Source organism: Nonomuraea sp. NPDC052129, assembly GCF_040680095.1.
GTDB lineage: Bacteria > Actinomycetota > Actinomycetes > Streptosporangiales > Streptosporangiaceae > Nonomuraea.
Genome location: NZ_JBFAVX010000023.1, coordinates 13,921 through 36,012, shown reverse-complemented (window position 1 = coordinate 36,012; position 22,092 = coordinate 13,921). Strand labels below are relative to the sequence as shown.

Sequence of the window (22,092 nt, the reverse complement as noted above, 5' to 3'; positions counted from 1 at the left end):
GGAGGATTGACAGGTGACCAATGTGGACGATGTCCTGTCCGGCCTCGACCCGGAGCAGCGCGAGGTGGCCGAGGCCGTGCGTGGTCCCGTGTGCGTTCTGGCAGGTGCGGGCACGGGTAAGACCAGGGCGATCACCCACAGGATCGCTCATGCCGTACGCAGCGGGGTCGTCGACGCACCCAGCGTGCTGGCGGTGACGTTCACCACACGGGCGGCGGGGGAGCTCCGGCAGCGGTTGCGGGCGCTGGGGGCGCCGGGGGTGCAGGCGCGGACGTTCCATGCCGCGGCGCTGCGGCAGCTCACCTACTTCTGGCCGCGGGTCATCGGTGGCGAAGCGCCCTCGGTGATCGAATCCAAGCTGCCGATCCTGATCGAAGCCTGCCGCCAGATCCGGAAAAATCCGGATCGGTCCGAGCTGCGGGACATCGCGGCGGAGGTCGAGTGGGCCAAGGTCACCCAGGTCGGCCCCGAAGACTACGCCGCGGCCGCCGCCAAGTCCTCCAGGACGCCTCCGGTGCCCGCCGAGGAGGTGGCCCGGCTCTATGAGGCGTACGAGCGGATCAGGCGCGAGCGGCACCTGGTCGACTTCGAGACGATCCTGGAGCTGACCGCCGCGGTGATGACCGAGCACCAGGAGGTCGCCGCGCAGATCCGCCAGCAATACCGCTACTTCGTCGTCGACGAGTACCAGGACGTCAACCCCCTGCAGAAGCTCCTGCTCGACACCTGGCTCGGCGGTCGCGACGACCTGTGCGTGGTCGGCGACCCCAACCAGACCATTTACTCCTTCACCGGCGCCTCACCGCGCTACCTCACGGGCTTCGCCGTCGAGCACCCGAAGGCCGCCGTCGTCAAGCTGGTGCGCGACTACCGTTCCACCCCCCAGGTGGTGAACCTGGCCAATCTGGTCATCGCCAAGGGCCGCTCCCCGCACCGCCTCGAACTCGTCGCCCAGCGGCCCGACGGCCCCCGGCCGGTCTTCGCCGACTACGACGACGAGCCCGCCGAGGCCGCCGGAGTCGCCCGGGCGATCAGGAAGCTGCTCGACCAGGGGGTCCAGTCCCGCGAGATCGCCGTGCTGTTCCGCGTCAACTCCCAGTCGGCAGCGTACGAGGAGGCCCTGGCCAAGGCCGAGATCCCCTTCGTCCTGCGCGGCGCCGAGCGCTTCTTCGAACGCCCCGAAGTGCGGCACGCCGTCGTACTGATGCGCGGCGCCGCCAGGTCCGCCTCCGAGGAGCCGCTGGCCACGGAGGTCCATCACATCCTGGCGGGTGTCGGCCTGACGCCCACGGCGCCGGGCGGCGGCAAGGCCCGGGAGAAGTGGGAGTCCCTCAAGGCGCTGGCCGACCTCGCCGAGGACATGGCCGCCGAGGGCGCCGACCTGGCCGGATACGTCGCGGAGCTGGAGCGGCGCGCCTCCGAGCAGCACGCCCCGCCCGTGGAGGGCGTCACCCTGGCCTCCCTGCACGCCGCCAAGGGACTGGAGTGGGACGCGGTATTCCTGGTCGGCGTCACGGACGGGATGCTGCCCATCGTCTACGCGGAGACGCCGGAGCAGATCGAGGAGGAGCGGCGCCTGCTCTATGTGGGGGTGACGCGGGCGCGCGAGCACCTGTCGATCTCCTGGGCCCTGGCACGCGCGCCCGGCGGCCGCAAGGGACGCCGCCCGTCCCGATTCCTCGACGGCCTCACCGGCCGCCCCGCGCGCGCGGCTGGCGCTGGCATCGGCTCCGGCGCTGGCATCGGCTCCGGCGGCGGCATTGGTTCTGGTTCGGTTACACGTGAGCGGCGGTCGGTCGCCGTTACGGTCAGCTGCCGGGTGTGCGCCAAGACATTGGTGGCGGCCACGGAGCAGAAGCTGGGGCGGTGCGTCACGTGTCCGGCCGATTACGACGAGGCGCTGCTGGAGCGGCTCAAGGCGTGGCGCGCCGCCACCGCCAAAGAGGCCAAGCTGCCGCCGTACGTGGTGTTCACCGACGTGACACTGCAGGCCATCGCTGAGCGCGCGCCGGTCACCGAGCAGGACCTGCTGTCTATTACGGGCATCGGCCGCGTCAAACTCGACCGCTACGGAGATGCCGTGCTCGCGCTGTGCCGCGCGTGAGCTTTATACGGCTTTTTTGTACGGCAGGCACGGGAAGGCGCCAACCGCCGTGCGTGGCTGAGGGCCTTCCAGGGATACGGTTACCAGCTTCCCCGGCGGGCCGCCGTTACGTCGCGTCCCTTGGCCGTGTCCGTGGTCCGCTGCGGCCTTTCAGCCGGTTGCTCCATTCGCGTGGCGTACCGACCCCCGCCCGTTCTCTGGGGGAGATCCGCGGTAAAGGGGTGCCGGGTTGGTGGGAAGTGTGGGGGCACGCCAGACTTAGGGGCTAATGGTGGTTGGTAGGGGGATTCGTGAACGAGGCGTTGAAGGAATTGCTCGACCTGCTCGACCTGGAGCAGATCGAGCTCGACATCTTCCGTGGCCGTAGTCCGGAGGAGCGTATTCAGCGCGTCTTCGGCGGTCAGGTGGCCGCGCAGGCGCTCGTCGCCGCCGGCCGTACCGTGCCGTCCGACCGGAACGTGCACTCGCTGCACGCCTACTTCATTCGCCCCGGCGACCCGTCCATCCCGATCGTCTACAACGTCGAGCGGTTGCGTGACGGGCGGTCGTTCACCACGCGCAGGGTCCAGGCGATCCAGCACGGCAAGGCCATTTTCACCATGTCCGCGTCGTTCCACGTCTTCGAGGAGGGCGTCGAGCATCAGGCGTCCGTGATGCCGGTCGTACCTGATCCTGCGACGCTTCCGACCTTTCAGGAGCGGATGGCGGAGATCGTCGGCGACAACTCCGAATACAAGGAGTGGCTGTCTCGCCCGAGGCCGGTCGACGCGCGATATGCCTCGCCCTTGACGTGGGAGGCGCACCGCAACCCCGAGTTGCGCAGCGCCGAGACCAACGTGTGGTTCCGCTACGACGCGGATCTCCCTGACGATCCGCTGCTGCACGTGGTGCTGGCCGCCTACGCGTCCGACTTCACGCTGGTCGACACGATCTTGCTCGCGCACGGCATGGCGTGGGGCGCGTCCGATGTCATGGGGGCCTCGCTGGACCACGCGATGTGGTTTCATCGGCCGTTCAGGGCGGACGACTGGTTGCTCTACGCACATGAGTCCCCCTGGTCCGGAGGAGCGAGGGGGCTTGCGCGGGGTGAGATGTTCACTGCGTCCGGTGACCTCGTCGTCTCCGTCGTACAGGAGGCCATGATCCGCGTGACAAAGTCACAAAATCGCAGGTAGAAAATATGTTGCCGGGTCTCGGGTTCCCGGTTTAGGGTCATGGTCAAGCAAGTCGGACAGGCCCTGTCCGACGATCTCATGAGTGGAGGTGAGTCCCAGTGATCAGCATCAACATGTCGGCCACGCCGTGGCTCGCCTTCGCATGCCGTGACCTGGTGAGGCTCGCCGATGGGCCGGCCAAGCTACGGCACCAGAAGTCTGCCCGTCGCCAGGAGTCCACCGTGTTCGCGCGCGCCAACCATGGCGTGCCCGCTCCGAGTGCTCCCGTGTACGTCGCAGCCAGTGAATTGCCGATCCAGCAGAACACCAAGGGTGGACTGCGTGGTCCGCATCCCTGGAGGGATGTGCCGGTCATAACCTGACCGGCAAATAGCCTCCAGGCCGCGGATCCGCAGACAGGATCCGCGGCCTCTTTGTTTGTCCGTGATCCCCGACCACCCACGAGGTGCCCGAACAAGATCAAAAAGATCGATCAGAAGGAGAACGTGATGGGGGCGAAGACGATCATGGACCTGATCGACGAAGCCAAGATCCCCTGTCGTACCGACCCTGACCTGTGGTTCGCAGAGTCGCCGGAGGACGTGGAGTTCGCGAAGGCGCTCTGCGCCGGCTGCCCGATCCAGAAGGCCTGCCTGGCCCGCGCGCTCGAGCGCGAGGAGCCGTGGGGCGTCTGGGGCGGCGAACTGATCCTCCGGGGAGCCGTTGTTCCCCGCAAGCGGCCCCGCGGTCGTCCGCGGAAGCACCCGGTCGCTGCCTGACCCACAATCCCCCCGTCCCCATCGAGCAGAAAGCAGACAGACAGATGAACCCGTTCTCCACGAGGAGCCTCAAGGTGCCGTATCTCTACCATGAACTGGTAAACGACCGAATACAAACCCTCCACCGCGAAGCCGAGGAGCAGCGTCTCGCCGCCCGCATCCGTCGTGTGCAGCGCGCACGCCGCGATGTCGAGCGGGCGAACGAGCGCCTCAGCCGGGCTCTTGGCCAGGGGGTCTGACGCGGGAGGTCCTGCCGCCGGCGCAGGATCTCCCGTTGCGGGCTCTTAGTTGATCCAGCGGTTTTTCCACGCAGTTGATCTAGCCAGCCAAATGTTCCGTTGATCCACGCGGAGTGAGTGAGCGGCCGGGCGCATCCAGCGCCCGGCCGCTATTCGCGTTCAGGGGCCGACGCATCCGCAACCACTGATCGGGGTCGCTACGGTCGTCGGGTCCTTCGCGGCCGTTCCGACGTCGGCGAGCATCTTCGCGCATTCTTCGGGCGAGATGAACCGACCACGGGCGACAACGGCGTGGATCCGCCGGGTGCTGTCGATGTTGTCGAGCGGATTGGCGTCCAGCACCACGAGATCCGCCAGTTTTCCCTTTTGACAGTGCCGATCCTGTCGTCCAACCCGAGATATCGAGCCGGTTCGAGAGTGGCCGCCTGCAGCGCCCGCATCGGGGTGAGTCCGGCCCGGACCAACATGGTCAGCTCATCGTGCAGGCCGAAGCCGGGGAAGAGGGCGAAGACCTCGGACGCCTTGGCAGGGTGGTAGCTATCGGCGGCGCGCAGTTCCAGCGGGCCCATCTGCCGGAGCGGATCGACCGGATCAACCTTGACTTCCCGCATCGCTCGCAGCAATTCGGCCTCGCGGTCCGATGTCGCGAACAGCGTGCCCAATAAGTGCTCGAACGAGCGTTGTCCAGCGTTGCTCGCCCGCGTGAGGGCAACCATGTTGGGACAGTGCCCCGCGAACGGTATGCGCTGTCGCCGTGCCTCATCCACGACGGCCCGGTACAACGGCAGAGACAGCTGAGAGTAGACCTTGACGAAATCGGCGCCGTCCTCCTTTGACCGCCGTACCGCCGCTCGCGCCTCGTCCTCGGTCTTGACCTCGTGGAAGGGCAGGCCACGGCCATTCCAGAAGGAGGGTGATCCATCGATCAGCATGCCGCCGATCACCCATCGCGGACCGAGCAAGGTGCCGTTCTCGACCCGGTCCCGCCATTGATGGTGAACCGGCATCCCCGGGACCTTCGACGCCGGCGGCGGCGAGTTTGGGTGCGCCCGCAGAGGCGCCAACCGTTAATCCGGCGAGCAGCACGCTCCGGCGAGACATTCCATGGAACATGGCAACCACCTGGATGAGAGGAGCCGGCAATGCCTCCGGCCCTTCCCGTCATGGCCCCGATCGTCGTCCACGCTGACCCCCACGTTGAAGGTAAGGTCATCCCCACCTTCAACGGGCGGGCTTTTCCGGAAAATTCAAGCGGGCATTCGCCGTCCGGCGGGAAGTAGCGCCGGTTCCTCCTGGGCCGACCATAGACGGGCCGACATCCAGGCGATTCCCGCCGCGGCCACTGCCAGGCCGATCAGATAGACCGGGAGCGGGACCATGTTCCGCAGCGCCCCGGGGATCATGCCGGCCGCATAGAGCACGACCGCGAGGGCCGGCAGCGTGCCTGCTCGTAGGGCCGCCGCGCTGAAGGTCAGGACTCCCGCCAGCAGTACGACCGAAGTGGCGAGAAACGCCTGCCCGGTGCCTCCGGCCAGCAGTTCGTTCACCTTGGTTCCGCCCAGAAGGGGGAAGACGTAGTGCAAGGTGTACTCGATCGCGTAGGCGCCGGCCAGTCCCGCGGCGTTGAGCAGGTAGCCGATCAGGCCGAGGGTGCCGGCTGTATTGCGAATGAGCAGGTAGAGGCCGGTGATCGCGAGTAAGCCGGTTAACGCGCCGAATGGGGCGATGGCGTGGGTGAGCGTTGTTTCCGGAATCAGGCCCGCACGGCGGAAGACGTTGACCAGCAGCAGCACGGCACAGGCGAACCCGGCCGTCGCAGTGGCCCGGTTGAGAGCCGATGAACGCATGTCGGAGTCCCTTTCTCCGTAGGCGATAACGCTCGTTATCATGCGCGTTATAGCCCCTTAGAGTTAGAGGGTGCAGAGAGATGTAAGCGCCTCGAAAGAACTCGGCGAATTACGCGGCGACCTGCTGGACGCGGCCGTACGCGTTCTGCGCGAACAAGGGGCGCCGCATCTGACGCTCCGCCGCGTGGTCGAGGAGGCGCGGACGTCCACGATGGGCATCTACACGTGCTTCGGCGGACGGGCGGGACTGCTTGAGGCGATCTATCGGTACGGGTTCGACGTGCTACAAGAGGTGCTGCTGCGCTCGCTCGACGGTCAAGCGGAGCCGTTCGAGCGGATCATGGCGGTGGCCTACGGATACCGGGAGTTCGCGCTGGCCGATCCGGCGCTCTACGCGTTGATGTTCGAACGGCCGCTGCCTGACTTCGACCCCTCGCCGGAGCTACGGCAGGACGCCCTCGGGCGGACATTCAGCCTGCTCACCGAGACCATGGCGGGTTCAGAGGAGCCCACCCGGATGGCATACCTGGTGTGGACCACGATCCATGGCCTCGTCAGCATCGAGCTCACCTGCTCGCTGCGTAGTCCGCTGCCCGGTTGGTTTCTGGACTCGCGTGAGGAGGGCGCGCGTGTGCTGGCCGACGGGGTGAGCGCCCTGCTCAGAGGCATGCGCCAACCGGGAGGGGACCGACCCGCTGCTCGATAGGCCCTGATCGGGCCGCTGTTCGACCGGTCGTGATCGGTCCGCTGGTCAAGAAGCCGCACGCCTCCCCAAGCCGCCGCCGAGATCCGCTCGATCAGCCCGCCCGAGTGGGAGTACGCCTTCGACGCGCACGCCCGGATCTTCGAGCCGCGCCAGGCGATCCAACTCGGGAACGCGCTGGCCCCGTACGACCCGCTGTGGTTCGAGGAGCCCATCCGGCCGGAGTACATCCCCGCCTGGGGGCATTTGCGGGCCCAACTCGACGTGCCCCTGGCCACCGGCGAGTCCCTGTTCCTGCCGCAGGACTTCCTCGCTCTGCTGGCGGCGGGCGGGGCCGACATCGTCCAGCCGGACATCTGCGTGGTCGGCGGCCTGGCGCAGATGCGCAGGATCGCCGCGATCACCGAGGCCCACTTCGTGACCGTGGCCCCGCACAACCCGATGGGCCCGCTGGCGACGGCGGTGAACGTAGACTTCGCCGCCTCGCATCATGGGCTGAAGATGCTGGAGTACAAGCCCTGCGAGACGACCTGGTGCCCGGATCCGTACCTGCCGGTGGACGGTTATCTGGAGCTACGCCCGGATCGGCCCGGCCGAGGGGGAGATCGACGAGGCCGCGCTGAAGGCGGACGACTACGTCCACTGGGAGCGCGTCCTGCCCATCCGCCCCGACGGCTCGACCGGCTACGTGTGGCGAACCGCTCGCCGCCATGAGTGGCGAGCGGCCACATCCGGGCTCAACTGACCGGTTACCTGTGGCTGACTGCTCGCCATCGTGTACGGCGAGTGGCGGCATCCAGGCTCAGCACTGACCGGCTACGTGCGACCAGTCGCTCGCTGTCATGAACGGCGAGTGGCCACATTCGGGCTCAGCCAACCGTCGAGCGGTTACAGCCGGGCTCAGCTGACCGGCAGGGCCTCGTCGTCGGGGTCGTCGGCGAAGCCTGGGACCCAGCGGATCACTTCGTCTCGAAAGCGGGCCGTGGTGCCCAGTTGGCAGAGGACGCCGACGCCCGCCGCGTGCACCCGGTGGATGAGCACGTAGGAGACCGGCAGGTTGAGCTGGCGGACCACGTTGGTGGGGCGGAAGTCGGTGACACTGGCCGCCTGGGCCTGGAACCATTCGCGGCTGAAGGTGAACTCCTCGACCGCCGTCGGCTCGACGTAGGGGGAGAGGAACGAACGCAGGGCGTCGCCGTCCACCTCGATCTCAGGGCGGATGAAGCCCTCGGCGCGCAGGCCCGCGACCACGCTGTCCATGTCGCCCTGGTTGAAGATGCGGGTCAGCTGGCCGAAGGACCTGGGATAGCCGTCGGGCAGGCGGTTGACGGCGCCGAAGTCGAGGACACCCAGCTTGCCGTTGTCGAGTATGCGGAAGTTACCGGGGTGCGGGTCGGCGTGCAGCATGCCGACCCGGGCCGGTGAGCAGAACAGGAAGCGGACGAAGAGTAGCCCCGCGTGGTCACACTGCTCCTTGGTGCCGTCGGCGATGACCTGGGACAGGGGAGTGCCGTCCATCCACTCGGTGACCAGCACCATCTCGTTGGCGGCGACCACGTCGGGAACATGGAAGTCGGGGTCGTCCATGAAGCCCAGGGCGAAGGCGTGCTGGGCCTCGGCCTCGCGCAGGTAGTCGAGCTCCTCGGCGATGCGCTCGCGCAGCTCGGCCAGCACCGCCTTGATGTCGAGGCCGGGCATCAGCACGCCGAAGAGCTTGCCGAGCCGCGACAGCTGGGCGAAGTCGCCGAGCAGTGCCTTGCCCGCACCCGGATACTGGATCTTCACCGCCACGTCGCGGCCGTCATGCCAGACCGCCCGGTGCACCTGGCCGATCGAGGCGGCGGCGGTCGGCCGGTCGTCGAACGACTCGAAATAGTCGCGCCAATCGTCACCGAGCTGCTCGGTGAGCACTTTGTGGACCGTGGCCACGGGCAACGGCGGGGCCGATTCCTGCAGCTTGGTGAGCGTGGCGCGATAGGGCCCGACGATCTCCTGAGGCAGGGCCGCCTCGAAGATGGACAGTGCCTGCCCGACCTTCATCGCCCCGCCCTTGAGCTCGCCGAGGACCTTGAAGATCTGTTCGGCGGTGCGCTGCTGGATTTCCTGGGCGACGATCTCGGCCGGCTTGCCGCCGATCCGTTTGCCGAGCCCCAGGGCGGCGCGGCCGGCGTAGCCGAGTGGAAGAGTGGCCAGCTTGGCGGAACGCGTTACGGCGCGGCGCGGCAGATCGCTCACACTGAAGCGCGGCATCGTGGCTGAGACACCGCTTCCCCCCTTCGAGGTTCCCCGTACTGCGTCAGCCCATCGCTTGCGACTGACATGACCATTCTGGGCGATACGGATGGTTTCGCATACAACGACATTGCGGATGCTGGGTCCATGACCTGGTTTTCCACTGCCAATCAGGCATGACGTCCAATGTGCCGTTGGTCACAACAGGGTCGCGACCGTCGATGTAAGCGAGCGCGTGGCCCGTCGCGGCGGCCGCCACCAGCGTGGCCAGGGTCGCGTCGCAGGCGATCTCGCCAGGTGGGTAGCCGCCCAGTCGCGCGGTGACGATGGGCCACGCCGGGTCGGCGTCGCGGCGCGCCAGATCGAGGCAGTGCAGGCAGGCGGTCTCGCCGGGGAGGACGAGCGGTCCCACAGAGCCGTGGCCCTCGAAGACGGACACGAGCAGGTGGGGGATGGACAGGACGGTCAAGTCGTTGACCAGCACGCCGTCCAGCGGGGTGACCGGGGCCAGGATCACCAGGTCGGGACGGTCGGAGCCATCACCCAGGTGAGGGCCACCGGCCCGCGCGTCGGTCGACGGCATCGAGGGCGTGCCGGGAAGCGCGGTGCCGTCCGGCATCGGGGACGCCGTACGGGAACGCGACGCCGGTCCTGGAGCGGCCGTGCCTCGGGCGGCCGGGCTTGGAGCCGCAGGGTTTCGGGGCGCCGAGCCTTGGGACGCCGGTCCCGGTGCGGCCGTCCCTCGGGCGGCCGCGCCTCGGGCAGTTGGGCCTGGAGTCATCGGGCGTGGAGCAGCCGGACCCGCAAGTGTCGAGGTCGGCGGCAATGGGCCGCCGGAGGTGAGGCGGCGGGCGAGCGCCACCGCCCCGTCCTGGCGGCTCATGCCCAGCTCCGACCACGTCAGCCCACCCGGCGTGAGGTCGCACGGCCGGGTCGGCCCTTCGTCGAAGACGCGGATCGCCCCTATCCCGCACGCCGCCAGCAGCCCCACCACCTGCGCCCCCACCCGCCCGGCCCCGTAGACGCGCACCCGCGCCCGCCGCCGCCGAGTGAACGAGCCACCGCCCAGATCGAGGGCATCCAGGTCGGGAGCCAGGCGATCACGCTCCCCGAGAGATAGGCGAATGGGTGGGAGCGCCGCGTCCTCCAGCACTCCCTGCGCGGCGAGCCGATCCAGCACCGCCCGGCAGTCCGCCTCGGCCAGACCGGCGGCGGCCCCGTCACGCAGCACCTGGCCCAGGTCGCGGGTGCCGTCGAGCCCGGACACCCACCGGTGGACCGAACCCGTCACCAGGACGGCCCGCAGGGGATGCGTCCCCAGTTGCAAGGTCTGCTCGTCGCGGACGATCCGCCGGAGGGCGGGCTTAACACGTGGCCTCATGGCGGGCAAGACTGCCACCCCGAACCAAGATCCCGAGCGCCTTACGAGCCGCCTGTGGATAACTCTCCGCCACCCCCGAGTCCCATGCGCCTCGCCTGTGGATAACTCTCCGGCATCAGGGTCCCGCGGACCTTACGGCTGAGCCCTCTGCGGACAACTCTCTCCGTCACCAAGGTTCCGCGCGCCTTACGGCTGAGCCGCCCATGGGTAACCCTCCGCCACCAAGGCCCCGAGCGCCGAACAGTCGCACCTCCTGTGGACAACTCCTCGCCGTTACGCTCAGCCCATGAACGCCACGAACCCCACAACCCCCACGAACGAACTCCTGGTGGATCGCCGAGACGACGGAACCGTACTGATCACCCTCAACCGCCCCGACAGGCGCAACGCCATGACGGACGGCATGACCGACGAGTGGCGCGAGACCATGGCCACGCTGGCCGTCGACCCCGGCGTCCGCTGCGTGATCGTCACGGGGGCCGGCACCGCGTTCTCCTCCGGCGGCGACCTGTCCTGGCTGGGCGAACGCGGGGTGGAGACGGTGCCGAAGCTGCGTGACCGGATGCTCGCCTTCTACCGCACCTGGCTGGCCATCACCGAGCTGGAGGTGCCGACCATCGCCGCCGTCAACGGCCCGGCGGTAGGGGCGGGTCTGTGCGTGGCGCTGGCCTGCGATCTCGTGTACGCCGCCGACGACGCCAAGCTGCTGGCCCCGTTCACGAAGCTCGGTCTGCATCCCGGGATGGCGGCCACGTACCTGCTGCCGAGGAGGGCGGGCGCCCTCGGCAGGGAGATGCTGCTGACCGGCCGCACGGTCATGGGACCGGAAGCCGCCGCTAAAGGTCTTATAAATCAATCTTTCCCGAAAAATGACCTTATGTCGGAAGTAGAGGCCATCGCCCAGACCATCGCGCAGAACGCCCCGATTGCCACAAGACTCACCAAGGTCGCCCTGAACCAAGACCATCAACACCTGGACGCCGCTCTGCGCTGGGAGTCTCTCGCCCAGCCGGTGACCATGGCATCTGCCGACATGATCGAGGGACTGACCGCGCATCGGGAAAGGCGCATGCCCAAATTCACCGGGTCTTAATCATCTGACCAGCAGAAACAACCTCTTCCCCTCTGTGGAATTTCGCCAGTCTCGGCTAACGTGCATATGTGCCCCCCGAGACAGTCGAGGTCCGTCGCAGTTCTCGTCGCCGGCGTACGGTCTCCGCCTACCGCGACGGCGACAAGACGATCGTGCTCCTGCCCGCCTGGCTGAGCGGCGAAGACGCTGATGAATGGGTGAGCCGGATGCTCGATCGGCTTGCGGCCAAGGAGAACCGGCGAAGACCGACCGACGAGGCCCTCCTGGAGCGGGCCAAAGAGCTGTCGGCGAAGTATCTCCACGGCCGGGCCATGCCGGCCAGCGTGCGCTGGGTGGACAATCAGCAGCATCGATGGGGATCATGCACCCCGGAGAACGGCACGATCCGGATCTCGACCCGCCTCAAGGGTCTGCCTGAGTGGGTCATCAACTACGTGATCATCCACGAGCTCGTACATCTGCTCGTCCCCAGCCACGGCGCCAGGTTCTGGGCGCTGGTCGAACAATATCCCAAGGCGGAGCGGGCGCGCGGGTTCCTCGAAGGATTCTCCGCCGCCGCCCACACGGCACCGGAGGAGTGTTGACGCGCATAGCCGCGGTCCTCGTACGGCAGAGCATGGCGCAGGCCGCCCCCGAGGGCATGGATCCGGACGAGTTCCTGGAGGCCATGGCCGAGGACACCTATGAAATGGTCGCCGGACTCCAACTCGTCACCCCCGTCCTGGTCACCAGCGTCCCCGGCCTCGACGCGATCGTCTGGCCCGGCACCGAAGTGCTCACAATCGACGAGGACGAGCCGCTCAAGGCCATCATGAGCCGGTTCGACGGTGACCAGGCGGTGGTGATCGGCGCCGACGCGCCCGACCTGCCGCCCCTGCTGGTCGGCAAGCTCTTCCGCGAGCTAGGCCGCGCCCAGATCACGCTCTGTCCGGCCGAGGACGGCGGAGCCGTGGCGCTGGCCTGCGGATTGCCCATGCCCGAATGGGCCGACCCCGACCTCGACGACCCCGACCCGGTGACGACCCTGCGCGCCCAGGCGCCCGGCCGCCGCATGGTGGCCACCGGCCCCGGCTGGCACCGCCTGCGCACCCCCGAGGACCTCACCCGGCTCGACCTCGGCCTGGAGGGCTGGGACAACCTCAGGGCCCTGCTCAAGGCGTACTGAGCTCCACGAACCCAAGGCGAACTCAAGGCACGCTGAGCTCCGCGAACACCGCCCGATGGTCGGTGCGCGGCACGGTGTGCACGCTGACCTCCTTCACGCCCACGCGCTGGTCCACCAGCACATGGTCGATCGTGATGATCGGCGGCACCCGCTTGTTGGCCGGCCAGGTGGGGATCAGCCCCGCCCCGACCTGGGCGGCGGCGTCCTTGTAGCCGCGGGACAGCAGCCGGCGCATGGGCGTGTGGTCGAGCGTGGCGTTGAAGTCGCCCGCCAGGACGCGCACGGTGTCACCCGAAGCCGCGGGGAGCCCGTCCAGCGCCTCGATCCACTGCGTCACCTGGGGGCCGAGCGGCGGAAAGGGATGTACGTCCACGAATTCCACCGGCTTGCCGCCGGGCAGCGCGACCATCGCCGCGGGCATGTTGTGCCCGACGGGCGGCACCAGGTTGTAGATCGGCTTGAGCGGATGCTTGGAGTAGAGCCCACTGCCGCTCGCGGACCATGCATCTTGCAGCACCCGGTAGGGCATCAACCCGGACAGCCCGGCCGTGTCGAGCGCCTCGACGCCGTCGGGCGTGAGCTCCTGGGTGCTCAGCACGTCAGGCTCATAGCGGCGCACCAGGCCGAGGATCGTCTGCGGGTCGGCCCTGCCGAACAGCATGTTGATGGTGAGCACCCGGAACGGCCGGCCCGCCGTGGTGTCGGCCGTACCCAGGGCCCTTGGCAGGACGGCGAAGCCGAAAGCGGTCGTCGTGAGCAGGGCCACCGCGGTCGCGGCGCGCTTGCGGCTGCAAGCGGCGATTATCAGTGGGACGAGCGAGCCCGCGGCGGCGTACGGCGTGGCGGTCATGAGCTGGGTGGCCAGCGAGCCGCGTTCGAGCCCCGCCACCCTGGTCAGCGCCCAAGCCGCGAACGGCGTCAGGGCCAGCCAGGTCAGCGTGGTGCCGGTGAGCCTGCGCCGTCTGCGGGCGGGTGTGACGATCGTGCCGCCGACTGCGCTCTCGGTGTGCACATATCCCCCTCGGAACGGTAGGGCCCACGCGGACTCTAACCAAGCGCGCGTGAGTCCGCCGTCAGCGCCACGCGGCCGCGTGCGGCCAACCGCCGCGTCGCCTCGTCGGACAGCTCCGGGATCTCGTCGATCGGGAACCAGCGCAGGTCGAGAGACTCTTCGCTGATCACCGCCTCGGCGCCCGCCGGGGCCACGGCCGCGTACTCCACGTCGAGATGCCAGCTGTGCGGGGGATGGCACCAGACCTGGTGTTTGTCGAGGGCCAGCGGCCCGGGCAACAGCTCCAGATCGGGAATGCCCGACTCCTCCACCGCCTCGCGCAACGCGACGCCCGCGAGGGAGGTGTCGGAGATCTCACAATGTCCGCCCATCGGCAGCCACATACCGGCCTTCGGGTGCAGCGTCAGCAGCACTCGCGCGCCGTCGTGCGACAGCACCGCGGTCGTCGCCGTGAGATGACCCGGCACGCACTCGCGCAGCATCGCGTCGTCGTGCGTGCGCAGATGATCGAGGAACTCGGCGCGCAGCGACTCCTCGCCGGGCGTCGGCGCGGTCCAGTCGGAGAGCGCGGCCACCGCGTCCTGGCGCAGGCTCAACTCTGGTCGTCCTCGTCGGGCTTGGCCTCCAGCTTGGAGATGTCCCAGGCGGCCTCGCCGCGGACGAACGCCTCGGGGTCGTCGAGGTCTTCGGCGTGCGGCAGCAGGTCGGGGTGACCCCACAGCGCGTCGCGCCCGTCGACGCCGCGCGCCTCCTTCAGCGCCCGCCACAGCGCCGCCGCCTCGCGCAACCGCCGGGGCCGCAGCTCCAGGCCGACGAGCGTGCCGAAGGTCAGCTCGGCCGGACCGCCTGTCGCGCGGCGCCGGCGTACGGTCTCGGCCAGGGCGACGGCTGAGGGCAGCTTGCCCTCCGCGGCGTCGTCGACCACGGTCGCAACCCAGCCCTCGACCAGGGCGAGCATCGTCTCCAGGCGGGCCAGCGCGGCCTTCTGCCGTTCGGTCTCCTCAGGCTTGAGCAGCGCGCCGCCGCTCAACGCCTCCTGGATGGCCTCGGGGTTGTTGATGTCGAGCCCGCGGATCTGCTCTTCGAGCGCCGAGGTGTCGACCGTTATGCCCCTGGCGTATTCCTCGACGGCGCCGAGCAGGTTGGCCCGCAGCCACGGCACGTGCTGGAACAACCGGTGGTGCGCGGCCTCGCGCAGCGCCAGATAGAGCCGGATCTCGTCGGCGGGATTGTCGAGGCCCTGGCTGAACGACGCGACGCCGCCGGGCAGCAGCGCGGCCGTGTCGGACAGCGGCAGGCCGATGTCGGTGGTGCCGATCACCTCGCGGGCGAGCGAGCCGAGGGCCTGGCCGATCTGCTGGCCGACCATCATGCCGCCCATCTGCTTGAGCATGCCCATCAGCGGCCCGGCCATCTGCTGGGCCTCCGGAGGCATGCCCGCGCCGCCGAGTGCACCGCCCATGGTCTCGACCATGCGCGCGGCGATCGGCTCGCAGAGCGTGCGCCACACGGGGACGGTGTTCTCGATCCACTCGGACCGGCTCCACGCCTGCGGGTTGGACATGCCGCTGGGCAGCGTCGTCGCCTCGTTGAGCCACAGATCGGCCAGGCGCAGCGCCTCCACGATCTGGCGGCGCTCGCCTTCCATGACGCTCGGATCGCTCTCGGCGACCACGGCGTGGCGGGCGATGTTCTTGGCCATGTCCCAGTTGACAGGGCCGGAGCCCTGGGGCGCCGACAGCATGTCGGCGAACTGGCGCATCGCCTGAGCCATCTGCTCAGGGTTGCCGAACATGGCGAACGGGTTCTCGTTGGGGTCGTTTTCGCGACCTGGCAGGTCAGTCACCGCTCTACCTCGTGCAGGATGGAGGAGTCCACATCCGCCACGTTAGTCGTCCTACGGCGGATCAGTGCAAAGTGAGGACCTGGTGCCTACCTCGAAACGCCCGCGCCACCCCGTCGTCGCCGTCACCGGGGCCGCCTCGGGCATCGGCCGCGAGCTGCTCGCAAAGCTCGTATCCTCCGCGGATTTCCGCAGGGTGGTGGCCATTGACGAGGAACGCGGTGACGTCCAGGAAGCCACGTGGAGAGTGATCGACGTACGAGATCCGCTCTTGGCGAACCGCATCTCCGACATCGACGTCCTGGTCCACCTGGCCGGTGACTACGCCGTCGACTCCGATCCCGCCGAGCGGCGCGCGTACAATCTGCGAGCTGCGCAAACGGTGCTCACCGCCAGCGCCGCCGCGCGCGTCCGGCGCGTCGTGCTGGTCACGAGCGCGATGGTGTACGGCGCCGCGCCCGAGAACGACGTGCCCCTGCCCGAGGAGTCCCCGGTCGCGGCCGAACCCGACACGGGGGTCGTGGGCGACTATCTGGAGATCGAGGCGCTCGTACGCAGATCGTCGCGGAGCCACCCCGGCCTGGAGGTGACCGTGCTGAGGCCCGCGGCCGTGGTCGGCCCCGGCATCGACACGGTCATCACCCGCCACTTCGAGTCGCCGAGGCTGCTCACCGTCAAGGGTTGCTCGCCGCGCTGGCAGTTCTGCCACGTCGACGACCTGATCACGGCGCTGGAGCTGGCCGCGCGCGGCGTGGTGACGGGCGTGGCCGCAGTCGGCTCCGACGGCTGGCTGGAGCAGGAGCAGGTCGAGGAGCTGTCCGGATTGCGGCGCTTCGAGCTGCCGGCCGGCCTCACCTTCGGGACGGCGCAGCGCCTGCACCGGCTGGGCATCACCCCGGCGCCCGCGACGGACCTGCACTATGTCGTCTATCCGTGGGTCGTCGACTGCACGGCGCTGCGCGAGGCCGGGTGGAAGCCCGCCTGGACCAACGAGACCGTGTTCGAGCAGCTCCTGGAGCTGCGCGAGAACAGGACGACCGTGGTCGGCAGGCGGCTGCCGGTCAAGGAGGCCACGCTCACCGCCGCGGGCGCCACGGTGGCGGTCATCGGCACCGCCGCCATCGTCCGTCAGGTGCGCAAGAAGCGCCGCCTGTGACTATGTAGGCTCTGTTCGTGGACGTCATCCGGTTGCTCGGGATTCGCGAGACCTCGCTCTCGGTGGACGAGGTGCTGGCCGCTGTGGGGGACCACGCGGCAGGGGGCACCACACTCTTCGTCGGCACCGTACGCGAGCAGGACCACGGCAAGCCCGTGACCGGGCTCTCCTACTCGGCGCACCCCTCGGCCCTCGACTCGTTGCGGCAGGTGGCGGAGAAGGTGGCAGCCGATTTCCCGGTCACCGCCCTGGCCGCCGTGCACCGGGTCGGCGATCTGAAGCTCGGCGACATCGCCGTGATCGTCGCGGTCGCCTGCCCGCACCGGGGCGAGGCTTTCGAGGCGTCACGCAGGCTGATCGACGACCTCAAGTCCCAGGTGCCGATCTGGAAACACCAAATCTTCGCCGACGGGTCGGCCGAGTGGGTCGGCGCCTGCCAATAAGCTCGTCTTCATGTCGCGACGCGCCTTGACCCTGCTGGTTGCGGGTTTCCTCGTGCTAGCGCTCGGTGTCGCAGGGGCTTTCCTGCCCGTGCCGTACGTCGTACTGAGTCCTGGGCCGACCGAGAACACCATCGGCGAGGTCGACAAGAAGCCCGTGATCACGATCAGCGGGCATCAGACCTTTCCCACAAAGGGCGCGCTGCGCCTGGTCACGGTGGCTTACCAGGGTGGGCCGAGCAGCAGGATCGATCTGCTGACCGCGTTGCGCGGCTGGGTGGATCCGACCGTCGCGGTCGTCCCCGAGGAGACCATCTTCCCCAAGTCCCGCTCGCCCAAGGAGGTCGAGGAGGAGAACACGGTCGAGATGACCAACTCCCAGGACTTCGCCACCGCGGCCGCGCTGACCGAGCTCAAGATCCCCTTCGGCATGAAGGTCTCGGTCGCGTCCACGCAGAAGGGCAAGCCGGCCGACGGCAAGCTGAAGCAGGGCGACGAGATCAGCGAGGTCGACGGCAAGCCGGTAGTGAACGTCAAGACCGTCAGCGACGCCGTGAAGGCGCACAAGCCTGGCGACGCCGTGGCTTTCACCGTCACGAGGGGCAAGGACAAGAGCCAGGTCAGCGTGCCCACTGTGGCGGACAAGGATGGCCAGGCCGTCGTGGGCGTGATCATGCAGGAGAGCTACAAGTTCCCGTTCAAGGTCGACATCAACGTGGGTGACGTCGGCGGGCCGAGCGCGGGGCTGATGTTCTCGCTCGGCATCCTCGACAAGCTGACCCCCGGCGAGATCACCGGCGGCAAGGACATCGCCGGCACCGGCACCATCCAGGCGTCGGGAGAGGTCGGACCCATCGGCGGCATCGCCCAGAAGATGGTCGGCGCCCGCAAGTCCGGCGCGACCGTGTTCCTCACCCCTCCGGACAACTGCGCCGAGGCCATGAAGGCCGTCCCCGACGGGCTCCGCCTGGTGAAGGCCGAGACGCTGCACGCCGCGGTGGGCGCGCTTGACGCACTGCGCACCGGCAAGGGCGATGTGCCCGCTTGCGCTGCTGGATGAAACTTCTGGCGAATGCCATCCGTTAGCCGTACGGCTGGCACAGCGGTGTAGGTTGCCAGACACGGACCGTTTGTTCATCACGACGAGGGGTTGGCCTTGAGCTTCCGGACCCCAGGAGCCGGCGGCAGGGCAATGCGTTTGCCCCGCCGACCGCGACTGCTTCTTCCAGTTGCGATCGCGCTCGTGGCGATTGTGGCGCTATTTTTCCTATTTTCCGGTATTTATACCGATTATTTGTGGTTCGACACGGTCGACCCTGGAGTCGACTACACCTCGGTCTTCTCCGGCGTGTTGCTGACCGAGATCGTGCTGTTCCTGGTCGGAGCGGTGCTCATGGTCGGCATCGCCGGCGGCAACATGCTGCTGGCCTTCCGGATGCGGCCGATGTTCGGCCCGGCCATGTTCGGTGGCGGCAGCGGCGCCGACCGCTATCGGATGGCGCTCGACCCCCACCGCAAGCTGATCTTCATTGTCGGCATGGGCCTGCTCGCGCTCTTCGCGGGCTCGTCGTTCGCCGGGGAGTGGACGACCTGGCTGCAGTTCATCAACGGGGTGCCCTTCGGCACGAAGGATCCCCTGTTCGGGATGGACGTGTCGTTCTTCATGTTCGACTATCCGTTCATCCGGATGATCCTCAACTTCCTGTTCACCGCCGTAATCATCTCGATCATCCTGGCGGGGATCACGCACTACCTCTACGGCGGTTTCCGGCTGCAGTCACCCGGCGTGCACGCCTCCCGCGCGGCGCGTGCCCACCTGTCGGTGCTGCTTGGTGTGTTCGTGCTGCTCAAGGCCGTCGCCTACTGGATCGACCGCTTCGGGCTCGTCTTCTCCGACCGCGGCTTCGTCCACGGCGCCTCCTACACCGACGTCAACGCGGTGCTCCCGGCCAAGACCATCCTGGCCATCATCGCGCTGATCTGCGCCGCGCTGTTCTTCGCGGGTGTCATCCGGCCCGGCGGCATGCTGCCCGGCGTCTCCTTCGGCCTGCTCGTGCTCTCGGCCATCCTGATCGGCGGCGTCTACCCGGCGCTGGTCGAGCAGTTCCAGGTCAAGCCCAACCAGCAGCTCAAGGAGTCGGCTTTCATCCAGCGCAACATCGACGCCACGCGGGCGTCGTACAACGTCGACAAGACGGAGATCCTGCCCTACACGGCGGAGGCCGACCCGACCAAGGTCCAGACCGGCGGCGACGCCTCTGTGTCCGGCGTCCGGCTGCTCGACCCCGCGCTGGTCTCGGCGACCTATGAGCAGACCCAGCGCATCCGCGGTTTCTACGGCTTCTCCGCCCAGCTCGACGTCGACCGCTATCCCGATGCCAGCGGCAAGCAGGTCGACCACGTCGTCGGCGTACGCGAGCTGCTCGGGGCACCCGAGGGCCAGAACAACTGGATCAACAACGCCCTCGTCTACACCCACGGCTACGGCATTGTGGCGGCGCCCGGCAACGAGGTCGACTCCGGCGGCCTGCCCGACTACGACGCCAAGGACATGCCGGTCGTCGGCCCCCTGGTCAACACGACGAAGCTGAAGGAGCCGAGGGTCTACTTCGGTGAGAGCCCGGCGTCCAACGAATACGTCATCGCTGGCGGTAACCCGAACAACCCGCAGGAGCTCGACTACCCGGAAACGGGCGGCACCGAGCAGAAGAACACCACCTACACCGGCAAGAGCGGTGTCCCGGTCGGCTCGTTCCTCAACCGGCTGGTCTACGCGGCCAAGTACGGCGAGAAGAACATCCTGCTCTCGGGTGACGTCAACGACAACTCCAAGATCCTTTACGTGCGCAACCCGCGCGAACGGGTCCAGAAGGTCGCGCCGTTCCTGACCCTCGACGGCAACCCCTACCCGTCGATCGTCGACGGGCGGATCACCTGGATCATCGACGGTTACACGACCTCCAACGAATACCCCTACGCGCAGAGCGAGAGCCTGGGCGACATGACCCGCGACCGCAACACCGACCGCCGCGTGGTCGCCCAGCAGCCGCAGGACAAGGTCAACTACATCCGCAACTCGGTCAAGGCCACGGTCGACGCCTACGACGGCACGGTCACGCTGTACGCCTGGGACGACAAGGACCCGGTGCTCAAGACCTGGAGCAAGGCCTTCCCCGGCATCATCCAGCCGGAATCGAAGATGAGCGCCGACCTCAAGGCCCACGTCCGCTACCCGGAAGACCTCTTCAAGGTGCAGCGCTACACCCTGTCGCGCTACCACATCACCAACCCCGCGGCCTTCTACAGCGGCCAGGACTTCTGGAACATCCCGAGTGACCCGTCACAGGGCGACACGAACACCAAGCAGCCGCCCTACTACGTGACGACCACGATGCCCGACCAGAACCCGGCGCCGACGTTCTCGCTGACGACGACGTTCGTCCCGAAATCGGGGCCCAACCTGGCGGCCTTCATGGCGGTCGACTCGGTGGCCGGCCCTGACTACGGCAAGCTGCGCATCCTGCGCATGCCATCCAATACCCCCATTCCGGGCCCCGGACAGGCACAGAACGCCTTCCAGAGCCGATTCGCCGGCGAACTCAACCTGTTGGGCGTGGGTGCCTCGTCGGTCAGATACGGAAATCTGCTGACTCTGCCCTATGCCGGGGGGTTGGTGTACATCGAGCCGGTGTACATCCAGGTCGCCGCCGGTGGGGGGCAGGAGCCGTATCCGATCCTGCAGCGCGTACTGGTGTCGTTCGGCAGCAAGATCGGTGTTGCCCGGACCCTCGAGGACGCACTGAAACAGGTCTTCGGCGGAGAGCAGCAGCAGACGACGCCCAACAACGAGCAGGCCAAACCCAACCAGAACACCACAGCTCTGAAGTCGGCGATCGACAACGCACAGAGCGCCTACAACGACGCCCAGAAGGCCCTGCAGTCAAGCCCGCCCAACTGGGACGAGTACGGCAAGGCCCAGAAGCGGCTGCAAGACGCGCTGAAGGCGTTGGAGGGGCTGGGCGCTCTGCCGTCCACCGCCACCACCCCGACGCCGTCACCTACGGCTTCTCCGTCGGCGTCACCCACGGTGTCACCGTCGACCTCCGCCACCCCGACGCCCACCGCAACCCCCACGCCGACAGGCGGTACGTAGCCTCTTCGATTTGCGTCCACCCCGTGCCGCCTATAGTCTTTAGACACACACCGACGCGGGGTGGAGCAGTTCGGTAGCTCGCTGGGCTCATAACCCAGAGGTCGCAGGTTCAAATCCTGCCCCCGCTACCAAGTCGAAAAGGCCCTCCGGGATAATCCCGGAGGGCCTTTTCGCGTCTAGCCACAATGGGCCTCGCTTCGCTCGGGCTGTGTTATTTGGGGCGACGCACAACGGGCTTCGTCTGGTGCGCGTCGCGCTCTCGGAGCTCAGGCGCTGCTTCCAGTCGCGCCGGAGCCGCGACCCCTGAACGGCCTCCGCCTCGCTCCGGACGCCGTCCACAGGCGCGTCTGCAGCGCGCAAAGCCCCACCACCACCGCTTCGCGGGAGCGAGCGGCCATCTGTTGACCCGAGCCGATCGCTGCAATCACTCGACCGCCGTGCTTGCTCGCCCAGGAGCTCATGCTGGTGAGGGCTTTGCCACTCATACGTTTCCCGCACACTGACCTGCACAGCGCGGACCTACGCAACGTGGACCTGCGCGAGGTGAAATTGGGCAACGTGCTTCTGCGCGACGCGAGTCTTAGGGATGCGAACCTTCCTGAGTGGCGCTGACCTTAGAGGTGCGGACGCCAGCCGTGGTGCGTGCCGACCGTTGTACCTGGTGTTCATGCACTTGAAACGCTTTATCGTCACCGCCGGCACGGTCTTGATCCCGCTCGGCGCGGTGTCGGCCAGTCGCCGAACGTACCGGTCATGCACCCGGCCCGACGCCACACCGCACTTCGGGCACA

The 22,092-nt window shown here is 68.0% G+C and carries 22 protein-coding genes and 1 tRNA gene; 16 read left to right on the top strand and 7 right to left on the bottom strand.

Features of this window, described 5'->3' with window-relative positions; all coding sequences use genetic code 11:
* Positions 1-22: 22 nt before the first annotated feature.
* The 5 genes from AB0L53_RS38040 (at position 23) to AB0L53_RS38020 (ending at position 4,276) form a co-directional block, all read left to right on the top strand.
* Positions 23-2,104 (top strand): ATP-dependent DNA helicase UvrD2, encoded by a 2,082-nt coding sequence (locus tag AB0L53_RS38040; protein ID WP_364005204.1) that lies wholly within the window; start codon positions 23-25, stop codon positions 2,102-2,104.
* Between the two features lie 290 nt (positions 2,105-2,394).
* Positions 2,395-3,279, top strand: coding sequence for an acyl-CoA thioesterase II (locus tag AB0L53_RS38035; RefSeq protein WP_364004828.1), 885 nt, complete (start codon positions 2,395-2,397; stop codon positions 3,277-3,279).
* Between the two features lie 98 nt (positions 3,280-3,377).
* Positions 3,378-3,641 carry a hypothetical protein gene (locus AB0L53_RS38030; RefSeq protein WP_364004825.1) on the top strand — a complete coding sequence of 88 codons (264 nt, stop codon included), beginning with the start codon at positions 3,378-3,380 and terminating at the stop codon, positions 3,639-3,641.
* A 126-nt stretch (positions 3,642-3,767) separates the two neighbouring features.
* Positions 3,768-4,037, top strand: a complete 270-nt coding sequence (locus AB0L53_RS38025) for a WhiB family transcriptional regulator (RefSeq protein ID WP_364004822.1) — start codon at positions 3,768-3,770, stop codon at positions 4,035-4,037.
* Positions 4,038-4,081: 44 nt separating this feature from the next.
* Positions 4,082-4,276, top strand: coding sequence for a hypothetical protein (locus AB0L53_RS38020; RefSeq protein WP_364004819.1), 195 nt, complete (start codon positions 4,082-4,084; stop codon positions 4,274-4,276).
* Between the two features lie 197 nt (positions 4,277-4,473).
* Here the strand turns inward: AB0L53_RS38020 and AB0L53_RS38015 are convergent, their stop codons facing one another.
* Positions 4,474-5,283, bottom strand: coding sequence for a hypothetical protein (locus AB0L53_RS38015; RefSeq protein ID WP_364004816.1), 810 nt, complete (start codon positions 5,281-5,283; stop codon positions 4,474-4,476).
* Positions 5,284-5,523: 240 nt separating this feature from the next.
* Positions 5,524-6,123 (bottom strand): hypothetical protein, encoded by a 600-nt coding sequence (locus tag AB0L53_RS38010; protein WP_364004814.1) that lies wholly within the window; start codon positions 6,121-6,123, stop codon positions 5,524-5,526.
* Positions 6,124-6,193: 70 nt separating this feature from the next.
* Here AB0L53_RS38010 and AB0L53_RS38005 point away from each other — a divergent pair, with 70 nt between their 5' ends.
* Positions 6,194-6,829 (top strand): TetR/AcrR family transcriptional regulator, encoded by a 636-nt coding sequence (locus tag AB0L53_RS38005; RefSeq protein ID WP_364004811.1) that lies wholly within the window; start codon positions 6,194-6,196, stop codon positions 6,827-6,829.
* An 81-nt stretch (positions 6,830-6,910) separates the two neighbouring features.
* Positions 6,911-7,540, top strand: a complete 630-nt coding sequence (locus AB0L53_RS38000; protein WP_364005201.1) for an enolase C-terminal domain-like protein — start codon at positions 6,911-6,913, stop codon at positions 7,538-7,540.
* Positions 7,541-7,726: 186 nt separating this feature from the next.
* On the opposite strand, the gene AB0L53_RS37995 is transcribed toward AB0L53_RS38000, so the two are convergent.
* Positions 7,727-9,076: an AarF/UbiB family protein gene (locus AB0L53_RS37995; RefSeq protein ID WP_364004808.1), complete on the bottom strand. Its 1,350-nt coding sequence runs from the start codon at positions 9,074-9,076 to the stop codon at positions 7,727-7,729.
* Positions 9,077-9,122: 46 nt separating this feature from the next.
* Positions 9,123-10,439 carry a thiamine biosynthesis protein ThiF gene (locus AB0L53_RS37990; protein WP_364004805.1) on the bottom strand — a complete coding sequence of 439 codons (1,317 nt, stop codon included), beginning with the start codon at positions 10,437-10,439 and terminating at the stop codon, positions 9,123-9,125.
* 286 nt (positions 10,440-10,725) lie between these two features.
* On the opposite strand from AB0L53_RS37990, the gene AB0L53_RS37985 reads away from it, so the two are divergent.
* The 3 genes from AB0L53_RS37985 (at position 10,726) to AB0L53_RS37975 (ending at position 12,697) form a co-directional block, all read left to right on the top strand.
* The gene (locus tag AB0L53_RS37985) at positions 10,726-11,532 is read left to right on the top strand and encodes an enoyl-CoA hydratase-related protein (RefSeq protein ID WP_364004803.1); all 807 of its coding nucleotides are present in this window, start codon (positions 10,726-10,728) and stop codon (positions 11,530-11,532) included.
* Between the two features lie 68 nt (positions 11,533-11,600).
* The gene (locus AB0L53_RS37980; protein WP_225300554.1) at positions 11,601-12,116 is read left to right on the top strand and encodes a M48 family metallopeptidase; all 516 of its coding nucleotides are present in this window, start codon (positions 11,601-11,603) and stop codon (positions 12,114-12,116) included.
* Positions 12,113-12,697 (top strand): DUF2064 domain-containing protein, encoded by a 585-nt coding sequence (locus AB0L53_RS37975; RefSeq protein ID WP_364004800.1) that lies wholly within the window; start codon positions 12,113-12,115, stop codon positions 12,695-12,697. The genes AB0L53_RS37980 and AB0L53_RS37975 overlap by 4 nt, the downstream gene beginning before the upstream one ends.
* A 22-nt stretch (positions 12,698-12,719) precedes the next feature.
* On the opposite strand, the gene AB0L53_RS37970 is transcribed toward AB0L53_RS37975, so the two are convergent.
* The 3 genes from AB0L53_RS37970 to AB0L53_RS37960 are packed head-to-tail and all read right to left on the bottom strand — an operon-like array spanning position 12,720 to position 15,555.
* Positions 12,720-13,709 (bottom strand): endonuclease/exonuclease/phosphatase family protein, encoded by a 990-nt coding sequence (locus AB0L53_RS37970; protein WP_364004797.1) that lies wholly within the window; start codon positions 13,707-13,709, stop codon positions 12,720-12,722.
* A gap of 35 nt (positions 13,710-13,744) precedes the next feature.
* Positions 13,745-14,305: an NUDIX domain-containing protein gene (locus tag AB0L53_RS37965; RefSeq protein ID WP_364004794.1), complete on the bottom strand. Its 561-nt coding sequence runs from the start codon at positions 14,303-14,305 to the stop codon at positions 13,745-13,747.
* Positions 14,302-15,555, bottom strand: coding sequence for a zinc-dependent metalloprotease (locus AB0L53_RS37960; RefSeq protein WP_364004791.1), 1,254 nt, complete (start codon positions 15,553-15,555; stop codon positions 14,302-14,304). The genes AB0L53_RS37965 and AB0L53_RS37960 overlap by 4 nt, the downstream gene beginning before the upstream one ends.
* A 79-nt stretch (positions 15,556-15,634) precedes the next feature.
* Here AB0L53_RS37960 and AB0L53_RS37955 point away from each other — a divergent pair, with 79 nt between their 5' ends.
* From AB0L53_RS37955 to AB0L53_RS37930, 6 genes are all read left to right on the top strand, one after another.
* Positions 15,635-16,708, top strand: a complete 1,074-nt coding sequence (locus tag AB0L53_RS37955; protein WP_357944621.1) for an NAD-dependent epimerase/dehydratase family protein — start codon at positions 15,635-15,637, stop codon at positions 16,706-16,708.
* A 17-nt stretch (positions 16,709-16,725) separates the two neighbouring features.
* Complete coding sequence (locus AB0L53_RS37950; protein ID WP_358551504.1) at positions 16,726-17,151, top strand: molybdenum cofactor biosynthesis protein MoaE; 426 nt, start codon at positions 16,726-16,728, stop codon at positions 17,149-17,151.
* A 10-nt stretch (positions 17,152-17,161) separates the two neighbouring features.
* Positions 17,162-18,208, top strand: coding sequence for a PDZ domain-containing protein (locus tag AB0L53_RS37945; RefSeq protein WP_364004788.1), 1,047 nt, complete (start codon positions 17,162-17,164; stop codon positions 18,206-18,208).
* A 132-nt stretch (positions 18,209-18,340) separates the two neighbouring features.
* Positions 18,341-21,301, top strand: a complete 2,961-nt coding sequence (locus AB0L53_RS37940) for a UPF0182 family protein (protein WP_364004786.1) — start codon at positions 18,341-18,343, stop codon at positions 21,299-21,301.
* Between the two features lie 54 nt (positions 21,302-21,355).
* Positions 21,356-21,432: transfer RNA gene (locus AB0L53_RS37935), tRNA-Met, on the top strand.
* A 328-nt stretch (positions 21,433-21,760) separates the two neighbouring features.
* On the top strand, positions 21,761-21,913 hold the full coding sequence (locus AB0L53_RS37930) for a pentapeptide repeat-containing protein (protein ID WP_364005197.1): 153 nt from the start codon (positions 21,761-21,763) through the stop codon (positions 21,911-21,913).
* Positions 21,914-22,092 lie beyond the last annotated feature (179 nt).

Bases quoted from the DNA above. Each gene is read 5' to 3' on its own strand.
- AB0L53_RS38025 (WP_364004822.1), top strand. From the start codon at position 3,768: ATGGGGGCGAAGACGATCATGGACCTGATCGACGAAGCCAAGATCCCC.
- AB0L53_RS38020 (WP_364004819.1), top strand. From the start codon at position 4,082: ATGAACCCGTTCTCCACGAGGAGCCTCAAGGTGCCGTATCTCTACCAT.
- AB0L53_RS38015 (WP_364004816.1), bottom strand. From the start codon at position 5,283: ATGCCGGTTCACCATCAATGGCGGGACCGGGTCGAGAACGGCACCTTG.
- AB0L53_RS38010 (WP_364004814.1), bottom strand. From the start codon at position 6,123: ATGCGTTCATCGGCTCTCAACCGGGCCACTGCGACGGCCGGGTTCGCC.
- AB0L53_RS37995 (WP_364004808.1), bottom strand. From the start codon at position 9,076: ATGCCGCGCTTCAGTGTGAGCGATCTGCCGCGCCGCGCCGTAACGCGT.
- AB0L53_RS37990 (WP_364004805.1), bottom strand. From the start codon at position 10,439: ATGAGGCCACGTGTTAAGCCCGCCCTCCGGCGGATCGTCCGCGACGAG.
- AB0L53_RS37985 (WP_364004803.1), top strand. From the start codon at position 10,726: ATGAACGCCACGAACCCCACAACCCCCACGAACGAACTCCTGGTGGAT.
- AB0L53_RS37945 (WP_364004788.1), top strand. From the start codon at position 17,162: ATGTCGCGACGCGCCTTGACCCTGCTGGTTGCGGGTTTCCTCGTGCTA.
- AB0L53_RS37940 (WP_364004786.1), top strand. From the start codon at position 18,341: ATGCGTTTGCCCCGCCGACCGCGACTGCTTCTTCCAGTTGCGATCGCG.
- AB0L53_RS37930 (WP_364005197.1), top strand. From the start codon at position 21,761: ATGCTGGTGAGGGCTTTGCCACTCATACGTTTCCCGCACACTGACCTG.